Source organism: Ruegeria sp. AG6 (genome assembly GCF_056541565.1).
Genome location: NZ_JBQFYQ010000008.1, coordinates 74,367 through 93,228 on the forward strand (window position 1 = coordinate 74,367; position 18,862 = coordinate 93,228).

Below are 18,862 nucleotides of genomic sequence, written 5' to 3' on the forward strand. Positions count from 1 at the left end.
GGATAACAGCAATAAGTTGTGGACAGAAGGCAACGTGGATCAAAATATTGGCTGTCGGGTCAGCTTTGTCTTGATTAAATCCCGCAATACGTCAGAATGCACGACACCGCACAATCCCGGTCGGATTGCGCGGCGGCAGAGTTTGTCCAAAACTGTGAAATCAGGGAACGCCCGCGGCGTTACTTGTCCAGTTTCGCCTCGAGTGCGGCAATGCGGGCTTCGAGTGCGGCGTTTTCTTCGCGCGCTTTCTGGGCCATGGCGCGGACGGCATCGAATTCTTCGCGGGTGACGAAATCACGGTCGGCCAGCCAGCGGTCGATCATCGACTTCATCGCGTTCTCGGCCTCTTCCCGCGCGCCCTGCGCGACACCCATGGCGTTGGTCATCAGCTGGGACATGTCGTCCAGTATCTTGTTGCGGGTTTGCATATCTTTTCTCCGGTATCGCGGTTGATCTCTATATGGGGAAAGATTGCCGCAGGCTCAAGGTTGACTTGCCCTGCAAACCCCGGGCAATGAGACGCACATGCAGGCTGTTCTGAATTTCCCCGATCTGTCGCCCGAATTGTTCTCGATCTCGCTGTTCGGGATGGAATTCGCGTTGAGGTGGTATGCGCTGGCCTATATCGCGGGTATCCTGATTGCTTGGCGGCTGGCAGTCGTGGCGTTGCGCCGCCCTGCCCTGTGGCCTGCGGACGGCCCGCCGATGAAACCGGGCCAACTGGAGGATCTGGTCACCTGGATCATTCTGGGCGTGATCCTGGGCGGGCGGCTTGGTTTCGTGCTGTTTTACCAACCCGGCTATTACCTGTCGCATCCGCTTGAGATCGTGAAGGTCTGGCAGGGCGGTATGGCGTTTCATGGGGGGCTGCTGGGCGTGATTCTGGCCTCGTATCTGTTTGCCCGGCACCATCGGATTCCGGCCCTGTCGCTGGGCGACCTGGTTGCCTACACGGTGCCACCCGGCCTGCTGTTGGGGCGGCTTGCCAATTTCGTCAATGCCGAGCTGTGGGGCCGCCCGAGCGAGCTGCCCTGGGCCGTCATCTTTCCCGGTTTTGCCGCGCAGGACTGCCCCGGCGTGGTTGCGGGAATGTGTGCCCGGCACCCCTCGCAGCTGTACGAAGCGGCGTTGGAAGGCGTGTTGCTGGGCGCGTTGTTGCTGTGGCTGGTCTATCGCCGGGGAGCCTTTCAGCAACCCGGCCTGATCATGGGCACGTTTCTGGCCGGTTACGGCGCATCGCGCTTTATTGTTGAATTCTTCCGCCAGCCGGATGCGCAGTTCGTGTCGCCCGGCAATCCGCTGGGATTGGCCTGGCATGTGGGCGGATATGGCCTGACCATGGGCCAGATCCTGTCATTGCCCATGATCGCGCTTGGCCTGTGGTTTGTCTTGCGCGCAGGGCGGGCAAAATGAGCCTGACCGATCACCTGATCGCCCGCATCCGACAGGATGGCCCGATGAGCGTGGCCGACTACATGGCCGAATGCCTTCTGCATCCCACACTGGGCTATTACACGACGCGTGATCCGTTGGGGGCTGACGGGGATTTCACCACGGCACCGGAAATCAGCCAGATGTTTGGCGAACTGATCGGGCTGTGCCTTGCGCAATGCTGGATGGATCAGGGCCGTCCCGCGCCATTCACCCTGTGCGAATTGGGGCCCGGGCGCGGCACTCTGATGAGTGACATATTGCGTGCCACCCGAACCGTGCAGGGATTTCACGATGCTGCCCGGATTGTGCTGATCGAGGCCTCGCCTGCCCTGAAGCAGGTGCAGGCGGACACCCTGAAGGGTTACACACCGAACTGGGCTGACAGGGTCGCAGAGTTGCCGGACCAACCACTGCTGCTGGTGGCGAACGAGTTCTTCGACGCGCTGCCTGTCCGGCAGTTCCTGCGCGACGGTGACGGCTGGAGTGAACGCCTGGTCGGCGAGCGCGACGGCAAATTGCTGTTTGGGCGAGGGCCCAATGGGCCACAAGTGGCGCTGGCGGACAGGCTTTCGGACACCAAGGATGGTGATCTGGTCGAGCTGTGCGCGGCTGCGATCCCCATTCTGACCGTGATTGCCGGTCGGATCGCCAGCCACGGAGGTGCCGCGCTGATCGTCGATTATGGCGACTGGCATTCTTTGGGCGATACACTGCAAGCCCTGCAAAACCACAAGCCCGCCGATCCGCTGGCGTCACCCGGTCAGGCCGACCTGACGGCACATGTGGATTTTGAGCCTCTGGCCATTGCGACCCGCGCCTGTGGAGCCAGGCACACACGCCTGACACCGCAGGGCGTGTTTCTGGAACGGCTTGGCATAACCGCCAGGGCGCAGGCTTTGTCCCGGTCGCTGAGCGGTTCCGAGCTGGACGCGCTGGCTGCCGCGCATCGCCGGTTGACGCATCCGGCCGAAATGGGAAATCTGTTCAAGGTGATGGGCCTCTATCCGGCCTATGCTGCACCACCGCCGGGATTAGAGCCATGACACTGGAAATTCTGACTTCGGACTTGCTTTCCCCATTTCGTCACGGGTTCTTGACCCGTCGCGGCGGGGCGTCCTCTGGTATCTTCAACGGGTTGAATTGCGGTTATGGATCGTCTGATCAAACCGAAATTGTCGCACTGAACCGTCGGCGGGTTGCCGATGCGATGGGCGTCGCGCCCGAGGCGATGATCGGCCTGCATCAAGTTCATTCCCCAACAGTTCTGACGGTTGAACAGCCCTTGGAAGGTGAAAAACCACGCGCGGACGCGGTCGTGACGGCGACACCTGGTCTGGCGCTGACAATTTTGACGGCAGATTGCCAGCCAGTTCTGTTTGCCGATCCCGCAGCCAATGTGATCGGAGCAGCGCATGCGGGCTGGCGCGGCGCACTCGACGGTGTGCTTGAGGCGACTCTGGACGCCATGGAAGCGCTTGGCGCAGCACGCCGGAATATCAACGCCGTCATCGGCCCCAGCATTTCACAACGCGCCTACGAAGTGGGCCCCGAGTTTCTGGACGCATTTATCGCCGATTCTCCAGACAACACCCGGTTCTTCGCGAACGGACAGGATGACCGGCTGCAATTCGACCTGCCCGCCTTTGGTTTGCACCGATTGCGGCAGGCCGGTGTCGGGCAGGCGGAATGGACCCGGCACTGCACATATTCCGACCCGGACCGGTTCTATTCATATCGCCGCACAACACATGCAAACGAGGCCGATTACGGGCGGTTGATCTCGGTCATAAGATTGTGATTTTGGCCCAGATTTAGGCGTCGCGCCACTTTTCCGCCACATTTGTTGTGTTTACCGGACTCAGAATCGTAACGAGTTTTGCCAGCTATCAGATGGTCTTCTGACGTCCTTGTTTCGGACGCTGGCGTGTTGAGTGGAAGGATGGACCGAGTATAAATTTCTTGTCTGCAAAACATCCCGGATAAGCCTTATCCATGCCGCAAACGTGCGTCACAAAAGGTTCATAACGGATGCGGGAAACAAACCCGTTCGGAGCAGGACCAGAAAATGAAAACCAAATCTCGCTTTCTCAAAGCCATGGTTGCCGCCACGCGGAGCCAGAAGCTGGAAATGCCGTGGAAGCGGGTATCAAGCCATTCTGTCAGGGTCGCCAGCCGCATCGCGGCACGACGCTGAGACAGAAACACCCCGAGGCCAAGCTGCCGGTCTCGATTGGGTGAACGCGCTTCGGGCTTGCTCCTGCCCGATGTGTGATGCGTCGCGATCTGAGGGGGTCGAGACGGATTCAGGAGTTGTGTGTGTGCGGGCAATTTTCGCCCGTGAAGTACGAGTTTGTCTGGGGGGTCAATGTGTTGACCATTGGAAAGCGAGATTTTGTCGCAATGCGGGGTCCGACCGACCGCCGCCCAAGGGTCACCCATTTGTTTCAAGACAAAGAACCAGTTCGCCAGGTTGGCCTGTACGGGGTTACGCCGCGCCTGACCGGACAATTTGAGGGGAAGGAATATTTATGACTATTCCTAGTTCACTGGCCCGTGCGGCCAGAAATGCGATCGAAACGACAGCCATGCTGCGGGACGCACCGCGACCGGTTGCGAAACCAAAGGCCCAGCTGCGCCGGTATGAAGTCAGCACCCTGTTGAAAAACGGAAACGTGGTTCAGACCAGACACATAGCGCCTGCCCTGCCAATGTTCGAAGACGCCTTTTGTGCCTTCACGCGCGGATCGCTGGTTGAAACGGAACATGGGCCCATGGCCATCGAAGACCTGATGCCGGGGGATACTGTCCTTACTCAGGATGGCGCGTCGGAAACCGTGCTGTGGAAGGGATCTGTCACTCTGATCCCGGGACGTCCGGATTCGCGGGGCCGCACGCGGCCGCTTACGCGCGTCACGGCAGATACATTCGGGATCCAAAAGCCGATGTCGGGTGTAATCGCCGGGCCTGCGGCACGGATCGTGGGCACACCGACGCATTTACGGCATTTGTATGGAAATGACCCGATTCTGACACCTGTGTCCGAATTTCAGGATGGAACGGGTGTGATTGAAACAATGCCGCCGACGCCAGTTGAACTGTTTCACATTTGTCTGAAACGGCATTCCGTTATTCGGGTAGATGGTTTACAGTTCGAAACGTATCACCCAGGTGTGAACGCGGTCCGGATGATCAGCCACTCTTTGCGGTCGGTTTATCTGAACCTGTTTGCGCATATCGAGTCGCTCAACGATTTTGGTCCGCTGCTGATGCCGCGCGCCGGGGACGGAGAAATCGACGCGATGACAGCCTGAGTACGATAGCGATTACTGCATTATGGGGGGCATCATGCAGCTGTTACTAAGTTGGATTCTATCCTTGGCGGTGGCTGCCATGCTGCCACCGAACACCGCACCTGCAAAACGTCTGGGGGTTACGCCGTCCGGTTCATTCGTTCTTCCAGAACGTCGAACGGCACGCCTGGCTCGTCTTTTGCGCCGCGGATAACAAGCGATGTCTTGACGCTGGCCACATTTGGCGTGGTCAGCAGTTCACCGGTCAAGAACTGCTGAAAACTGCTGAGATCGGGTGCGACGCATTTCAGGATGAAGTCCACCTCGCCGTTCAGCATGTGGCATTCACGGACCAGAGGCCATTCGCGGCAGCGTTCTTCGAACGCGCGCAGCTCGGTCTCGGCCTGACTGTCAAGACCGACCATGGCGAACACCTGCACTTCAAATCCCAGCTCGCGGGAATTCACCTCGGCGTGGTAACCGGTGATATAACCGGATTCTTCCAGGGTGCGCACCCGGCGCAGACAGGGCGGCGCCGAAATTCCGACCCGTTTGGCAAGTTCCACATTGGTCATCCGACCGTCTGCCTGTAATTCCGCCAGAATCTTGCGGTCGATATCATCCAGCCGAGTCGTGACCATCAAATGCTCCTGATTTTTGCGGTTCTTATATCAGCCCCCCACGTGCGCGCAATAATGTTTCGTACATGCGCAATTTTCTTTGTTTTCAAATCTCTCATTTCGCCCTCACCCTGCGCAAGGTGGCTTGAATGGGCTTGAACAGTAAGGGGCTTTAAGCCGGGTCTGTCGGTCGCTATATCGGGGCGACGGGCCAAAAGCCCAATTCAGGCAATTCGAGCGGAGTTACCATGGCCGACACACGACACACCAAGGTTCTGATCATCGGATCGGGGCCAGCAGGATACACTGCGGGCGTTTACGCAAGCCGCGCCATGCTGGAACCCATCCTGGTGCAGGGTATCGAGCCCGGCGGCCAGCTGACGACAACGACCGAGGTCGAGAACTGGCCCGGCGACACCGAGGTACAGGGCCCCGACCTGATGGTCCGGATGCAGGATCATGCCAAGGCCATGGGTTGCGAAGTGATCGGAGACATCATCAACGATCTGGACCTCAGCCAGCGCCCCTTCACCGCCAAGGGCGACAGCGGCACCACCTATACGGCGGACGCCGTCATTCTGGCGACCGGCGCGCGCGCCAAGTGGCTGGGCCTGCCGTCGGAAGAGAAGTTCAAGGGCTTTGGCGTTTCAGCCTGCGCCACCTGCGACGGGTTCTTCTATCGTGGACAGGAAATCGTGGTGATCGGCGGCGGCAATACGGCCGTGGAAGAGGCCCTGTTCCTGACCAATTTCGCCAGCAAGGTGACTCTGATCCATCGCCGCGATGAGCTGCGCGCGGAAAAGATCCTGCAAGACCGGCTGATGAAGAACGACAAAATCGAGCCACTGTGGTTCCACGAGTTGGAAGAAGTGATCGGCACCGACGCGCCGCTGGGCGTCGAGGGCGTTCGCGTCAAGCATGTCAAAACCGGAGAGATCACTGAAATCCCCTGTAAAGGCGTGTTTGTTGCCATCGGCCACGCACCCGCGAACGAGCTGGTCAAGGACACGCTTGAAACGCATATGGGTGGCTATGTCGTCACCAAACCGGGCAGCACGGAAACCTCGGTTCCGGGCGTGTTCGCAGCGGGCGATCTGACCGATCACGTCTATCGTCAGGCGGTCACAAGCGCCGGTATGGGCTGCATGGCGGCACTGGATGCCGAACGGTTCCTGGCGGAAACCGAATAACGCGAATTCTGAATTTTGCAGGGCTGCCCCGGTGAATTCAGATCCGAAGGCCGTCAGCCTTTTCAGTACAGTGCCCCCGGGGTTTAAGGGGGCACTGCAAAGCATACGCTGCGCTGCAATCACTGATCGGCAGCCGATGCCACCTGCCAATCCCTTGACCCCCAGCCAGCGGCGTATCAGGATTGCTGAGGGAAAAGCGAAAAACAGGTGAACATTTGAACAACGCTCTTTGGCGCGGCGGGTGGTCAACCCGACTCAGGATCGTCAGTGGTCTTGTGTTGTTTGTGTTCGCATTCTTTCATTTCATAAATATTGGCTTGGGCCTGTTTCACACGGATTACCTGCACGGGATGCAGGACGGTCGAAAGGCCGTCACACGCCACGATGTCATGAGCGTGCTTTTCTATGCTGCCCTGTTCACGCATGCAGGTCTGGCCCTGACATCGATCGCGCAACGCAGAACCCTGCGCATGCCATTCAGCACGGCGTTGCAGGTCGTTCTGGGCTTGCTGATTCCGCTGCAACTGATCTCGCACATCGTGCAGACGCGGGTCGCGCACGAAGTCTATGACGTCAATGACGAGATGGGATATATCATCATCCTGATGTGGCCCAGTATCGCCGTATGGATGCAAAGCGCCTTGTTGCTGATCGTTTGGATACACGGCTGCATCGGTTTGCATATGTGGTTGCGGCTGACCCGGTGGTGGCCGCGGGTCGTGCCCTATCTGATCGGCGTTGCGGTTTTCGTGCCATTATTCGCGTTGGCCGGATTGCTGACCGAAGGTCGACGCATATGGGCCGACTTTGCTGATGAATTCCTGCGCGAGCAATATATCGAGCACTACAATTGGCCATCGCCCGAGACCTTCCAGACCCTGTTCAGTGTAAAAGACTATGGCCTTTTGATCTTCTGGCTGGCTCTGGGGGCGACGGGTCTGGTTTACATCGGGCGCAAACTGTGGCGGCGCAGGCATTCGGTGCGCGTGAATTACGCCAAAGGCCCCGAGGTGGTCGCGGAAAAAGGCATGACTTTGCTTGAGATTTCGCAGGTGAACGGCGTGCCGCACGCCGCCCTGTGCGGTGGAAAGGGGCGCTGCACCACATGCCGAGTCATCGTAGAGGATGGCAACGACGCCCTGCCCCCGCCCGGCGACGTCGAAGCACGCAGCCTTGCTGCTGTGGGCGCCTCGCCGCAGACGCGACTGGCCTGCCAGATACGCCCTACGGAACCCACCACCGTTTTTCGGGTTTTCAGGCCAGATGGCGGGCGCATACGCGGGCATGCCAGCCAGGGTCAGGAACGTCAGTTGGCTGTTTTGTTTCTGGACATGCGCAGCTTTACTGCGCGTACGACCGGCCAATTGCCTTATGACATCGTGTTCCTGCTGAACCGGTTTTTCGATGCGGTCGTGCCTGCCATCACCAAGGAAGGCGGTGTCGTGGACAAATATATGGGAGACGGGCTGCTTGCCGTTTTTGAAAAGCCGAATGCGGCGGCGTCCGCCCGTGCCGGGTTGCAAGCCGCCATCGACATCAGTCACGCCCTTGATGAATTCAACGCACAGCTCGAGGCCGAAGGCAGCCCCGGCATTCGCATCGGGATGGGTCTGCATCTTGGGGATCTGGTGGTGGGTGAGATCGGCGCCGCGGGCCATGCGTCAAAAACCATAATCGGCGACGCCGTCAATGTCGCCAGTCGTCTGGAAAGCGAAACCAAGGCGCTGAAGGTCGAACTGCTGGTCTCGCAAGAGTTGCTGGAGGCCGCCGGTGTAGTCGTGCCCCAGGACGATATCAGATTGTTCCAGCTGCGCGGCGTGTCTGAACCGATTCCCGCCCTGCCCGTCACCCGTGCATCCACACTTGAGCAGAACGCCACAAAACAGGAACAGGAATTCTCTGCATGAAGCAATAACCTCTGATCGTTAGGATCAGATCATCGATTTGACTTGTGAATTAGAAATTCCTTCCAATTCAAAAATATTCGGCGCATATCCTCCTTTGTTACATTCCCGCCTGTGGACTTCGCCTGTCAGTCGGTGCAAACGCCTCGAAACCGCCTGATATCCACTGGCAAATCAACACTGCGACAAGAGAATTCCAATGACGATGTTAAGCAATCTGGCCCCGATCCCCGAACTGTATGTGTCATACGATTCGGCGCAGAAGCTGAAGGTGGAAGCGGCCGACCTGACCAGCTGGGATCTGAGCCCGCGTCAGATCTGCGACCTGGAACTGCTGATGAATGGCGGGTTCAACCCGCTCAAGGGATTTCTGAGCGAAGCGGATTACGACAATGTGGTCGAGAATATGCGCCTGGCCGATGGAACGCTTTGGCCAATGCCCATCACATTGGATGTCAGCGAAGACTTCGCGGATCTGATCGAACTTGGGCAGGATATCGCTCTGCGTGATCAGGAAGGCGTGATCTTGGGCACCATGACCGTGACCGACCGCTGGACTCCGGACAAGTCCCGCGAGGCCGAGAAGGTCTTTGGCGCCGATGACGATGCCCACCCGGCAGTGAACTATCTGCACAACGTGGCCGGCGAGGTCTATCTGGGCGGACCGGTGGTCGGAATCCAACAACCCGTGCACTACGATTTTCGTGGGCGCCGCGACACCCCGAACGAATTGCGCGCCTATTTTCGCAAGCTGGGCTGGCGCCGCATCGTGGCCTTCCAGACCCGCAACCCGCTGCACCGCGCACATCAGGAGCTGACCTTCCGCGCCGCCAAAGAGGCACAGGCCAACCTGCTGATTCACCCGGTCGTGGGCATGACCAAACCGGGCGACGTCGATCATTTCACCCGCGTGCGCTGTTACGAGGCGGTGCTGGACAAGTACCCCGCTTCGACCACCTCTATGAGCTTGTTGAACCTGGCCATGCGCATGGCTGGCCCGCGCGAAGCCGTCTGGCACGGGCTGATCCGCGCCAACCACGGCTGCACCCACTTCATCGTCGGCCGCGACCACGCGGGCCCCGGCAAGAACAGCAAAGGTGAGGATTTCTACGGCCCCTATGACGCGCAGGATCTGTTCCGACAGTTCCAGGACGAAATCGGCGTTGAAATGGTAGACTTCAAGCACATGGTCTATGTGCAGGAACGCGCCCAGTACGAACCGAATGACGAGATTCTCGACAAGGACAACGTCACGATCCTGAACATCTCGGGCACCGAACTGCGCCGCCGCCTGCGTGAAGGGCTGGAAATCCCCGAGTGGTTCTCGTTCCCCGAAGTGGTCGAGGAACTGCGCCGCCGCTTCCCGCCGCGCTCCAAGCAGGGTTTCACCGTGTTCTTCACCGGCTTTTCGGGCTCGGGCAAGTCGACCATCGCAAACGCGCTGATGGTCAAGCTGATGGAGATGGGCGACCGCCCGGTGACGCTGCTGGATGGCGACATCGTGCGCAAGAATCTCAGCTCGGAACTGGGCTTCTCGAAAGAACACCGCGACCTGAACATCCGCCGCATCGGATATGTGGCGTCCGAGATCACCAAGAACGGCGGCATCGCCATCTGCGCCCCGATCGCGCCCTATGCCACCACGCGCCGTGCCGTGCGGGAAGAGATCGAACAGTTCGGTGCCTTCTGCGAGGTTCATGTGGCCACCAGCATCGAGGAATGCGAACGCCGCGACCGCAAGGGTCTGTACAAGCTGGCGCGCGAGGGCAAGATCAAGGAGTTCACCGGCATCTCGGACCCATACGATGTTCCGGAGAACCCCGAGCTGCGGGTCGAGACCGAAAATGTCGAGGTCGACAACTGCGCCCATCAGGTGCTGCTGAAACTGGAAAGCATGGGCCTGATCGCAGCAAACGGATAACGGTCTCATCTGACCTTGTTTGGCGGTCCCCGGTCATTCCGGGGGCCGTTCCTTTTTTGGTCGCCAATTGACAATTGCCGCTGGTCCTGATGCTTTTCAGGACCTCAAGGCGGGTGTGAAACTGAGATGACGAACAAGTCTCCGACCATTGCCAGTTTCTGGTTTGGATCCGATCTGAGTTGGTTGGAGCAACTCTGCCTTCAGTCCTTTCTGGATCATGGCCACCGCTTCGTCCTTTATGTCGCGCACGAGGTAAAAGGCATTCCGGCAGGTGTCGAAACCCGCCTTGCCAGCGACGTTTTCTGGCCGCCACCTTTTGTGGTCGATGCCGAAGATAGGCAGGGCGTTGCCGTCTTCTCGGATATTTTCCGGCTGCACTTGATGCGGCAAAGCGAGGTGATCTGGGTCGATCTGGATGCCTATTGCGTACGGGCGTTCGACTTTTCGACGGATTTCGTGTTCGGTCGCTCCAGGCGGGGCGACTTCCCGACGGGTGTGCTGCGCCTGCCCACAAGATCGGCGACCCTGGAACAGATGCTGAAATTTGTCATGTCGTCTAACCCGTCCCAACCCTGGCGTGGACGCAGATTGCAGCGCCACAATCGGGAACGAACCGCAAGAGGGGAACGCTGGGGCATCGAAGCCCTGCCCTGGGCCAGTTCGGGGCCCAAAGCCTTTGGCCATTTCCTGCGCCAGACGGCAGAGGACCGCCATGCCATGACTGCTGAAACCTTTTATCCGCTGGCGCAGGAGGAATTGTGGAAGCTACACGATCCGCGCATCAGGACGAATGAAATCGAAACCGAAACCGTGCATTCGGTACACATCTACGGCCATCAGAAGAAACTGATGGCCAACCGGATGGGCGGGCTGCCGGTTTCAGGGTCATATCTGGACAGGTTGTGCAAACGACATGGGATCGAACCAAGTACGGCCCCGATTCTGCGATTGGCCTGGATGTAGCCCGTCGCATCCGGCCAGGGTTTCGCGGGTCAGCCCTTGGTAAACGCCCGCCTAGTGTGTCGGCGTTTCCGGCAGGTCGACCTGCCCGCGCATCAGGATATGCCCCTGACCAGAAACCCTGATGCCCGTCATCGCATCAGGCGGGCCGACACGCGTGACGATGGCCTTCCCGGGGCGGCCCATATCGTGACCCTGCTGGGCGATGAAGCTTTCCTTTTGCATCAAGCCTTGTTTCCACAAATAGGCGGCCATCGCACCGGTGGCAGACCCCGTAAACGGATCTTCGGGCGGGCTGGGCGGTGCCATGAGAAGGCGCGAAAACGTATCCCCCTCATCGGTTGCCCCTTGCAGCGTGACAAGAAACGGCTCGGCCATGTCCGAGCCGGAATACCCAGCAGTTTCAGCCACTTTGCGCAACGGGCCTTCAACCAGTTGAGCGGCCCGCAAGGCCGCATGATCCCGCAGAACAGTGATGCAGAACGGCAAGCCGGTCGAAACCATTTGAGGCGGAGAAATGATGGCTCCCGTTGGCAGACTGACCGCTGCCGCCACCAGTTCCGCGGGAACGCGTGTACCGAATTGCGGTGCGACCTGAGTCATTTCGATCTGATCCCCCTGCAACCGGATCGACACCAGGCCGGCACCGGTTTCCAGCGTCAGACCATCGCCCGAGATCATGCCGCGGGATCGCATCGCCGCGACGGTGGCGATAGTCGGATGCCCCGCAAAGGGAATTTCGCGGCTAGCCAGAAAGTAGCGGACGCGGATGTCGGCCACGTCGGACGGCCCGGTAAAGGTGCATTCGACCAGAGAGGTTTCGCGCACATAGGCCATGCAGACCTCTTGTGTCAGGCGCGCACCTTCATGGACGACGGCACATCCGTTGCCACCGAAGGCGCGATCACTGAAGGCGTCCACCCAGTCAAAGTCAAACCAGCCCATGAAGCCACTCCTGCTTTAGCATTTGTGGCACGATCACTGCATAGGCGGAAAATGTCACGTTTTTTCAGCAGTGTTTCAGGCCGCCTAGTGAACCGCCACCGGAGACAGGTCATGTTCGCGCGCCAGCACGAAGGCCAGCTTGCGGTCAGCGACCAGCGCCAGTTGCTGCCCGTCGGAATCGTGGACGGCGTAAAGCTGATCCAGATCGCCGGCCTGTTCACGAACTTCCCGAGGCAATTCAGATACTTCAACCGTTTTGACATAGACAATACGGTTGCCCTGGGCGTTGATTTCAATCGGTGTATTCATTGCTCTTACCCCTTCCGTATGTTGATCGTCTGAACCACTGTTTCCGGCACGGCGCGGGTCAGATCCACATGCAGCAGACCGTTTTCCATGATCGCCTCGCCCACTTCGACGCCATCGGCCAGCACGAACATGCGCTGGAACTGACGCGCCGCAATGCCGCGATGCAGGAAGATGCGCCCCTCGCTGTCGTCGCGCTGACGGCCCCGGATCACCAACTGGCGATCCTCGATCGTGATTGACAGATCCTCCTCGGCAAACCCGGCCACCGCAAGAGTGATGCGATAGGAAAAATCCGAGGTCTGTTCGATGTTATAGGGCGGGTATCCTTCATTTCCGGCCTTTGCAGACCGTTCCAGAAGGCGTTCCAACTGCTCGAACCCCAAAAGATGCGGGTATGAGCCAAGAGTAAGTTTCGACACGTATTTTCGTCCTTCTTTGTAAAAGCGACGTGGTGTGCGGCCCCGTTCTGGCAACCGCCTGCAATAGAATATGGGAAGAAACCAGGATGTCCACAAGGTCTGGCGCGATAACGTCTGACACACTATCTTGTTGGCCAAGCACCACAACCAACTCGAGTCGCCAATGAACGCGCCTACCGATCTTTCGATGAAAACAGATGAAGTATTGCGTGTTGAGCTTGAGGTCTTCCGCCGACAGCACCGCGATCTGGACGAGGCGATTCAGGCATTGCATGACAAGGGAACGGCCGACCAACTGACCTTGCGGCGCCTGAAAAAAGAGAAACTGCGCCTGAAAGACATCATCCGCCTGATCGAAGACCGCCTGACGCCCGATATCATCGCCTGAACGCCCTGTACCGCATTGCCAGCCAACCGGATTTGGCTATAGTGCGCGCTCTTTCTGAGCGCGGGGACGTATGCGGATGAGCGATGTGAAAGTAGGGATCATCATGGGCAGCCAGTCGGACTGGCCCACGATGAAGGAGGCCGCGGATATTCTGGACGAACTGGGCGTCGCCTACGAAGCACGCATCGTATCGGCTCACCGCACGCCGGACCGGCTGTGGGACTATGGCAAAACCGCTGTTTCGCGTGGGTTGCAGGTGATCATTGCAGGTGCAGGTGGGGCTGCGCATCTTCCGGGCATGATGGCGTCGAAAACGCGGGTGCCTGTGATTGGCGTCCCGGTGCAGACCCGTGCCTTGTCGGGCGTGGATTCGCTGTATTCCATCGTGCAGATGCCCAAGGGATTTCCGGTGGCGACCATGGCGATCGGGTCCGCCGGCGGGGCCAATGCCGGCCTGATGGCGGCGGGCATTCTTGCATTGCAGGATGATGCTTTGGCCGAACGGCTGGACAGATGGCGTGACGCGTTGTCAGCCTCGATCCCCCAGGAACCGCAGGGATGAGCCGGATCGGCTTTATCGGCACCGGCCATATCGCCGCGCCGATTGCGCGGCTGATGGCCGCCAAGGGGCACCAGATCAGCGTGACCGAGCGCAACGCCAAGGTTTCAGCCGCCTTGAAGGCCGAACTGGGCGTGACCGTCGCTGCGCCTCAGGCCGTGATTGACACCTCGGACATCGTGTTCCTGTGCCTGCGCCCGCATATCGCGGCCGAGGCTCTGGACCCGCTGACATTCCGCGCCGATCAGCAGATCGTGTCGGTCATGGCGGCGGTTTCGGCCGAGCATCTGGCCGCGCTTTGCGCCCCGGCGTCGGATTTCGTGCAGACCATCCCGCTGGGTTTTCTGGAAACCGGCGGCTGCCCGATGGCCGCCTTTGGCAATGATCGCCTGCTAGCGGAACTGTTCGAGCCCGAGAACCCGGTGATCAAGGTTGCGGATGAAGCCGCGCTGAACGCGCATTTCGCCATTTGTGCCATGGTTCCCGGCATTCTGGACCTGATGGCAACGGGTGCCGAATGGCTGGGTGACGCAACCGGTGATGCGGACGGGGCCGAGTTCTATACAACGCAGTTGATGGCGGGTTTTCTGGCCTCGATGGAAAAAGGCACTTCCGGGCGGTTGGCGCAGGAGCGTGACGCGCTGGCGACGGAGGGCACGCTGAGCCTGCAAATGACGGACGCCCTGAAAGACGGGGGCGCGCACAAGGCGCTGCGTTCCGCGCTTGGGGCAATTGGCAAACGTTTGGAGAGTTGAAGATGGCGGAAATGCTCGCCCAAGGTGCAGTGATCGGGATTCTGGGGGGTGGTCAGCTGGGCCGGATGCTGTCCGTGGCAGCCGCCAGGCTGGGTTTTGTCAGCCATATCTATGAGCCGGGTGCGAACCCACCTGCGGGGCAGGTTGCGGATCGCGTCACCACTGCGGCCTATGACGATGCAGACGCGCTGAAAGCCTTTGCCGATGCGGTCGATGTCATCACTTACGAGTTCGAGAACATCCCGACCGAAGCGCTGGACATTCTGGAAGCGCACCGCCCGATCCGCCCCGGGCGTGAGGCATTGAGGGTCAGTCAGGACCGCCTGACCGAGAAGACGTTCCTGCAAGGGCTTGGCCTGAAAACGGCTCCGTTTGCGGATATCACCGATCTGGACAGCCTGAATGCGGCCATCGAAGAAATCGGTACGCCCGCCATCCTGAAGACCCGCCGCTTTGGCTATGACGGCAAAGGACAAGCCAGATTGCGCACCCCCCGGGATGCCGAGGCCGCGCTGGCCGATATGGCTGGTGCGCCTGCCCTTCTGGAGGGGTTCGTTGATTTCTCACACGAGGTTTCGATCATTGCAGCGCGGGGGCTGGACGGTCAGGTGGCCTGTTTTGACCCGGGTGAGAATGTGCATCGCGACGGTATCCTGCACACCACCACCATCCCTGCCCGCCTGTCCCCCGCCCAGCGCACCGATGCCATCCTGCTGGCGGCCAATATTCTGAACGCTCTCGAATATGTCGGCGTGATGGGCGTTGAGCTGTTCGTGACACCCGGCGGACTGATCGTGAACGAGATCGCTCCGCGCGTGCATAACTCGGGCCACTGGACGCAGAACGGCTGTGCTGTCGATCAGTTCGAACAGCACATCCGCGCGGTGGCGGGCTGGCCTTTGGGGGACGGGCAGCGCCATTCGGACGTGGTGATGGAGAACCTGATCGGCGACGACATGGACCGCGTGCCTGAGCTGGCGCGCGAGCGGGATGTGGCGCTGCATCTCTATGGCAAGGCCGAGGTAAAGGCCGGGCGCAAGATGGGGCACTTCAACCGCATCAAACGTTGAGGCTATCGCGCCTGCGCGCGACGCCTTCGGCGAGAGTATTTGGGAAAAGATGAAGGTTTTGCGGTGCCTAATCCAGAAACCGGGCGGCGATGTCGCCTGACATGTAACTGACGCGCCCACCGGCCAGGGTGGCTGCAACGCGATGGGTGTCCGCATCCAGGATGACCAGATCCGCGCGTTTTCCCGGCACGAGCGTGCCCCTGTCCTGCATGTCCAGCACCCGCGCGGGGCCGGACGAGACCAGCGCCCAGGCACTGGCCAGATCCAGCAGACCGGTTTTGGCCAGCATCAGCGCCGCGCGGCGCGGGCTGGGATAGTGATAATCCGAGGCCAACGCATCACAGAGCCCCATGGCGATCAGTTCGACGGCGCTTGCGTTCCCCTTGTGTGATCCGCCCCGCACGACGTTGGGAGAACCGAGGATAACGTGATCCCCGGCAGAACGCGCGGCTTCGGCGGCTTCAAGCGTTTCGGGGAATTCGGCAATGCGCACGCCCCGGTCGCGCCACCATGCCCTAGTCTCGGCGGTCGCGTCATCATGGCTGCCCAAACGCACCCTCATTGAGACAAGTTCGGCGCTGAGTGCTTCGACGGCAGCGGGAACCTCGTTCCTGCGGGCATGCATATTGAGCAGCATCTCAAAATGCGCATCCGGATTGCGTCCGGCCTTCAACGCCTGCCCGGTCAGGCGCGGCGGCTTTTTGCCCTGCGCCAAACGATCATGCGGCAGGTGATCATTGAACACCACATAGGGCACCTGCCATTCGGCGATACGATGGGCCAGACCTTCGTAGTCCTCCAGCATGTTGGTCTCGAACCGCAATTGCGGGATCAGATCCGTGACGGTGCTGTTCTTGACCGCAGCGATGGCCCGAAATACCTGCGCGGCAAACTCGGGGCCGCGCACGCCACCTTCCCAGCTGTAGAACTGCGCCAGCACCGCGGTGGTGATGCCATTGGCGGCCAGTTCGGCTTCGGCTGCCAGAATACCTTCGTTCATTTGCTTCATTGCGCCCCGGCGCGGGGCGATGTGGCGTTCGAACCCGTCCCCGTGCAGATCGACGATACCGGGCAGGACAAGATAACCGGTCAGGTCAACCCTGCGCCCGGTCCGATCTTGCTGAATAACGCCCTCCGCCATCGAGAGATCGCAGCGCAACAGCCCATCCTCCGGCAACAGAACCTCTGCGCCGGTCAACGTCAGATCCAGAAAAGTCATTGTGTGGGCTCCGAGTCAGGTTCCGAGCAATCCTGCCCGATGCAGATCTCGTCGATTATCTCCATCACGCCGTCCAGCCAGGTGATCTGCCGATCGAATTGGCCGAATTCGATGAAATGCAGCGCCTGTGCCATAACGCGTGGGTTGTTCATCATGAACGTGTGGGTCACCGGAAGAACAAGATGATCCTTCATCCCTTCGACCTTGGTGGTTTCAACCGAAACCTTGCCGTCATCCGGCCCGTCGATCAGCGAGGAAAACAGCGGGTTGAGCGAATTCTCACCCGCGATCACCCCCAGTTCAAAATCCACCGGCGGCAGGCGGCGCGGAATGCCTTCGGGACCTGTGCCCAATTGCAGGCCCGCCGGGCCGTTCAGATACCCGAACACTTCCCATGCGCTCAGCTCATCGACCAACTGGCTGCCCTGATTGGGCGGGCCGAGCATGACGACACGACCCAGGTTTTCGGGCCGATGGTCCTTGAGCCAATAGCGCAACAGGATACCGCCCATGGAATGCGCAACGACATTGGCTTTGTCATCGCCACATGCCGCAAGCGCGTCCGGTATGGTTTGCCTTGCCAGTTCCGGAATACCGATTTCGGTCGATGGATACCCGTGGCGCACAACGGTATAGTCATGCGCCTTGAACAGCTGCTCCATCACGGTGAACGAGGCCTCGGTGCGCGCAAGGCCGTGCAGAAGGATCACGCATTTCGCACTGGCTGCGGCAGGAACGAGGCAGAAGAGCAAGGCAATCAAAAGTTTCATAACCGCCAGATAAAGCCTATCAGCCTTTGATAAAAGCCCTAGCCCCGGTGACGTCGCAGCACGGCCAGCGCGATACCGCCCAAAACAAGCGTGGCGCCGATGATCAGCCGCACTCCGGCAATCTCGCCCAGAAAGGCGACACCGCCGAGAATTGCGATCACCGGCACGCTGAGTTGAACGACAGCCGCCACGGACGGGGCCAATTGAGGCAAAACACGATACCACAAAGCATAGCCAAGCCCGGATGTTACCGCGCCGGACAGGACGGCCAGCAGATATCCCGCCCCGCTCATCTGCCAGACGCTGCCGCCGGCAAGCATCGCCAGGGCAGTCAACGGCAATGCGACGATGAAATTGGCGGCCGTTCCCTCCAGCGGGTTTGTTTCTGATCGACCCGCTATAGAGTAAAGGGCCCAACCAATACCGGCGGCGGCCATCAAAGCCGCGCCAGCCAAGTCGACCTGAACGGCTCCAGTCGGCCACAGCACATAGGCAAGACCAGCAAGCGCGACCCCTGCCCCTGCCACCTGCCGTGCGGTCGGAGTAGCACCCGTCAATGCGCCGACAGAAAACATCGTAATTTGCACCACGCCGAACAGAATCAATGCGCCCAAGCCTGCATCCAGCGTCAGGTAGGCGATTGAAAATCCGATCATGTAGAGCGTCAACGACCCCGCGCCAATGATCCGCCTTCGATTGCGCAGCGGAAGGCGCCCTCCGCGTGCCAGCACAAGAGCGGCCAGGACCACGGCCCCCGCCAAAACCCGAACGATGGCAAATCCGGTCGGATCGCTGGCTCCGCTGTCGATGGCCAACCGGTTCAGAATGGAGTTCGCCGCAAAGGCACACATGGTCAGGGCGGTGAGCAAAAACAATCTCATGCCATCCGCATAGCCGTTTGGGCGGGATTTGCACACTCACTTTCGCGAAGGTTGTGGGAACAGACATCCGGCGCCGGACAAAGCAGCGTCTAAACACGCCTTGAAAACAGAACTGTCAACACAAAACGGGGCCGCCCGAAGGCGACCCCGTTCTTAAGCTATACGGCTTCCCTATCGGCAGCTTGGCGATATCGCCAAGCGCCTGTCGGGTCGTCAGAATTCGCCGGG

21 protein-coding genes are annotated in these 18,862 nt (G+C 59.8%); 13 read left to right on the top strand and 8 right to left on the bottom strand.

Annotated features, from left to right (window positions below):
• Positions 1–179 precede the first annotated feature (179 nt).
• Positions 180–428: an accessory factor UbiK family protein gene (locus ACR0I0_RS15620; RefSeq protein WP_152458974.1), complete on the bottom strand. Its 249-nt coding sequence runs from the start codon at positions 426–428 to the stop codon at positions 180–182.
• A 97-nt stretch (positions 429–525) separates the two neighbouring features.
• On the opposite strand from ACR0I0_RS15620, the gene lgt reads away from it, so the two are divergent.
• The 5 genes from lgt (at position 526) to ACR0I0_RS15645 (ending at position 4,745) form a co-directional block, all read left to right on the top strand.
• On the top strand, positions 526–1,413 hold the full coding sequence (lgt, locus tag ACR0I0_RS15625; RefSeq protein ID WP_210092733.1) for a prolipoprotein diacylglyceryl transferase: 888 nt from the start codon (positions 526–528) through the stop codon (positions 1,411–1,413).
• A complete protein-coding gene (locus tag ACR0I0_RS15630) occupies positions 1,410–2,477 on the top strand; it encodes a class I SAM-dependent methyltransferase (protein ID WP_480492142.1) in 1,068 nt (355 codons plus the stop codon). Before lgt ends, ACR0I0_RS15630 begins: the two co-directional genes overlap by 4 nt.
• Positions 2,474–3,232, top strand: coding sequence for a peptidoglycan editing factor PgeF (gene pgeF / locus ACR0I0_RS15635; protein ID WP_480492144.1), 759 nt, complete (start codon positions 2,474–2,476; stop codon positions 3,230–3,232). The genes ACR0I0_RS15630 and pgeF overlap by 4 nt, the downstream gene beginning before the upstream one ends.
• A 267-nt stretch (positions 3,233–3,499) precedes the next feature.
• The gene (locus tag ACR0I0_RS15640) at positions 3,500–3,628 is read left to right on the top strand and encodes a hypothetical protein (RefSeq protein WP_256367481.1); all 129 of its coding nucleotides are present in this window, start codon (positions 3,500–3,502) and stop codon (positions 3,626–3,628) included.
• A gap of 334 nt (positions 3,629–3,962) precedes the next feature.
• Positions 3,963–4,745 carry a Hint domain-containing protein gene (locus ACR0I0_RS15645; protein WP_171722752.1) on the top strand — a complete coding sequence of 261 codons (783 nt, stop codon included), beginning with the start codon at positions 3,963–3,965 and terminating at the stop codon, positions 4,743–4,745.
• A 119-nt stretch (positions 4,746–4,864) separates the two neighbouring features.
• Here the strand turns inward: ACR0I0_RS15645 and ACR0I0_RS15650 are convergent, their stop codons facing one another.
• Positions 4,865–5,365, bottom strand: a complete 501-nt coding sequence (locus ACR0I0_RS15650; protein ID WP_152458979.1) for an Lrp/AsnC family transcriptional regulator — start codon at positions 5,363–5,365, stop codon at positions 4,865–4,867.
• A gap of 227 nt (positions 5,366–5,592) precedes the next feature.
• On the opposite strand from ACR0I0_RS15650, the gene trxB reads away from it, so the two are divergent.
• The 4 genes from trxB to ACR0I0_RS15670 all read left to right on the top strand — a co-directional run bounded on the left by trxB (position 5,593) and on the right by ACR0I0_RS15670 (position 11,322).
• Positions 5,593–6,534: a thioredoxin-disulfide reductase gene (trxB, locus tag ACR0I0_RS15655; protein ID WP_171634439.1), complete on the top strand. Its 942-nt coding sequence runs from the start codon at positions 5,593–5,595 to the stop codon at positions 6,532–6,534.
• A gap of 215 nt (positions 6,535–6,749) precedes the next feature.
• Positions 6,750–8,441, top strand: a complete 1,692-nt coding sequence (locus ACR0I0_RS15660) for an adenylate/guanylate cyclase domain-containing protein (RefSeq protein WP_480492145.1) — start codon at positions 6,750–6,752, stop codon at positions 8,439–8,441.
• A gap of 196 nt (positions 8,442–8,637) precedes the next feature.
• On the top strand, positions 8,638–10,359 hold the full coding sequence (locus tag ACR0I0_RS15665) for a bifunctional sulfate adenylyltransferase/adenylylsulfate kinase (RefSeq protein ID WP_480492147.1): 1,722 nt from the start codon (positions 8,638–8,640) through the stop codon (positions 10,357–10,359).
• Between the two features lie 126 nt (positions 10,360–10,485).
• Positions 10,486–11,322 carry a hypothetical protein gene (locus tag ACR0I0_RS15670; protein ID WP_480492148.1) on the top strand — a complete coding sequence of 279 codons (837 nt, stop codon included), beginning with the start codon at positions 10,486–10,488 and terminating at the stop codon, positions 11,320–11,322.
• Between the two features lie 51 nt (positions 11,323–11,373).
• Here the strand turns inward: ACR0I0_RS15670 and ACR0I0_RS15675 are convergent, their stop codons facing one another.
• The 3 genes from ACR0I0_RS15675 to ACR0I0_RS15685 all read right to left on the bottom strand — a co-directional run bounded on the left by ACR0I0_RS15675 (position 11,374) and on the right by ACR0I0_RS15685 (position 12,992).
• Positions 11,374–12,264, bottom strand: a complete 891-nt coding sequence (locus ACR0I0_RS15675; RefSeq protein ID WP_480492150.1) for a PhzF family phenazine biosynthesis protein — start codon at positions 12,262–12,264, stop codon at positions 11,374–11,376.
• 84 nt (positions 12,265–12,348) lie between these two features.
• Positions 12,349–12,573, bottom strand: coding sequence for a DUF1150 family protein (locus tag ACR0I0_RS15680; RefSeq protein WP_171168916.1), 225 nt, complete (start codon positions 12,571–12,573; stop codon positions 12,349–12,351).
• A gap of 5 nt (positions 12,574–12,578) precedes the next feature.
• Positions 12,579–12,992: an Hsp20 family protein gene (locus tag ACR0I0_RS15685; protein WP_058275530.1), complete on the bottom strand. Its 414-nt coding sequence runs from the start codon at positions 12,990–12,992 to the stop codon at positions 12,579–12,581.
• Positions 12,993–13,155: 163 nt separating this feature from the next.
• Between ACR0I0_RS15685 and ACR0I0_RS15690 the strand changes: the two genes are divergently transcribed.
• From ACR0I0_RS15690 to ACR0I0_RS15705, 4 genes are all read left to right on the top strand, one after another.
• The gene (locus ACR0I0_RS15690; RefSeq protein WP_152458986.1) at positions 13,156–13,380 is read left to right on the top strand and encodes a YdcH family protein; all 225 of its coding nucleotides are present in this window, start codon (positions 13,156–13,158) and stop codon (positions 13,378–13,380) included.
• Between the two features lie 76 nt (positions 13,381–13,456).
• Entirely contained in the window at positions 13,457–13,942 is a 486-nt protein-coding gene (gene purE / locus ACR0I0_RS15695; protein ID WP_171634452.1) for a 5-(carboxyamino)imidazole ribonucleotide mutase, read from the top strand.
• On the top strand, positions 13,939–14,694 hold the full coding sequence (locus ACR0I0_RS15700; protein WP_171634456.1) for an NAD(P)-binding domain-containing protein: 756 nt from the start codon (positions 13,939–13,941) through the stop codon (positions 14,692–14,694). Before purE ends, ACR0I0_RS15700 begins: the two co-directional genes overlap by 4 nt.
• 2 nt (positions 14,695–14,696) lie before the next feature.
• Positions 14,697–15,764: a 5-(carboxyamino)imidazole ribonucleotide synthase gene (locus ACR0I0_RS15705; RefSeq protein ID WP_171634459.1), complete on the top strand. Its 1,068-nt coding sequence runs from the start codon at positions 14,697–14,699 to the stop codon at positions 15,762–15,764.
• 67 nt (positions 15,765–15,831) lie between these two features.
• On the opposite strand, the gene ACR0I0_RS15710 is transcribed toward ACR0I0_RS15705, so the two are convergent.
• Genes ACR0I0_RS15710 through ACR0I0_RS15720 form a run of 3 tightly spaced genes read right to left on the bottom strand, consistent with a single transcriptional unit; the run spans position 15,832 to position 18,634 of the window.
• Entirely contained in the window at positions 15,832–16,983 is a 1,152-nt protein-coding gene (locus ACR0I0_RS15710; RefSeq protein ID WP_480492151.1) for an alpha-D-ribose 1-methylphosphonate 5-triphosphate diphosphatase, read from the bottom strand.
• Positions 16,980–17,753, bottom strand: coding sequence for an alpha/beta fold hydrolase (locus ACR0I0_RS15715; protein WP_171722746.1), 774 nt, complete (start codon positions 17,751–17,753; stop codon positions 16,980–16,982). The genes ACR0I0_RS15710 and ACR0I0_RS15715 overlap by 4 nt, the downstream gene beginning before the upstream one ends.
• Before the next feature lie 38 nt (positions 17,754–17,791).
• Positions 17,792–18,634 carry a DMT family transporter gene (locus ACR0I0_RS15720; protein WP_480492153.1) on the bottom strand — a complete coding sequence of 281 codons (843 nt, stop codon included), beginning with the start codon at positions 18,632–18,634 and terminating at the stop codon, positions 17,792–17,794.
• Between the last annotated feature and the right edge of the window lie 228 nt (positions 18,635–18,862).